Below are 996 nucleotides of genomic sequence, written 5' to 3' on the forward strand. Positions count from 1 at the left end.
ATCTCGGGCACCACCAGAATCTGTGCGAAATTGCCAGGACGGTTGTGCACGGCGTGACGGCCACGAACTCGGATAGCGATCCAGGGGGCGCTGGAGGTCAAAAAATTGCGCCGTTCGCAACCGCGGTGGAGGTAGGTCCGGAGAGCCAAAAACGTCGGCTGCGGTCGAATGAACAGCCGCCTTGTGTGCATGCGTTATGAACCATCGGATCGATCTTTGAATGAGCAAACTGGCCAAAAGGCGCGCATTGCTGCTCCTCAATCCAAAGGCGCGGCGCGGCCAGGAGCTGATCGCCCCGATTGTGGAGCGGCTGGAGCGCGGCCGGCTTTCTGTCACTGTCGAAAAGTTCGAGGCGTTGCCGGAGATCGCTCGTGACATCGTTCGCTTGCGCCAAACGGCGGACCTTGTGGTCGTGTGCGGTGGCGATGGTTCGTTGTCGGCGGCGGCGATGGCTGTAGTGGAAAGCCGCCTGCCGATGGGCATTATTCCTATGGGAACGGCTAATGACCTCGCTCGCACACTCGACATCCCTATGGATCTTCTGCAGGCCGCTGACGTGATCGTGCGGGGCCGACTCCGGCAGATCGATATCGGCACGGTCAATGGCAATGCCTTCTTCAACGTTGCGAGTATCGGACTCAGCACTGAATTGGCGAAGGGTCTGGATCCCACTTTGAAGAAGCGTTTCGGCAGGCTCGGCTATGCGCTGGCGGCGGTGAAAGTGTTGACGCGGGCCACGCGATTCCACGCGAAGATTATTGAGAAAGGCGCGTCGACCGACGTCGAAACCTACCAGATTGCGGTGGGAAACGGTCGCCATTACGGCGGCGGCAACGTGGTGGATGAGACGGCCGAGATCGATGACGGACATCTCGATCTTTATAGCTTGGAAATGACGAACCTCTGGAAGCTGGCGCTGATGCTCCGCTCCTTCCGGTCTGGAAGGCATGGCGCCTGGCGAGAGGTGCGCACGGCTAGGTACGTCGAGTTCGACAT

At 59.6% G+C, this 996-nt stretch carries 2 protein-coding genes; both read left to right on the forward strand.

Going from position 1 to position 996, the window contains the following annotated elements; genetic code table 11:
- The coding region (locus tag EOA22_RS38350) for a hypothetical protein (protein WP_206521519.1) at positions 1-200 on the forward strand (200 nt) is incomplete at its 5' end.
- A 20-nt stretch (positions 201-220) separates the two neighbouring features.
- Positions 221-996, forward strand: a 776-nt coding sequence (locus tag EOA22_RS35070) for a lipid kinase (RefSeq protein ID WP_127390685.1), incomplete at its 3' end; no start/stop codon positions are given.

This window comes from Mesorhizobium sp. M7A.F.Ca.US.014.04.1.1 (assembly GCF_003998745.1).
GTDB classification, from domain to species: Bacteria; Pseudomonadota; Alphaproteobacteria; order Rhizobiales; family Rhizobiaceae; genus Mesorhizobium; species Mesorhizobium ciceri.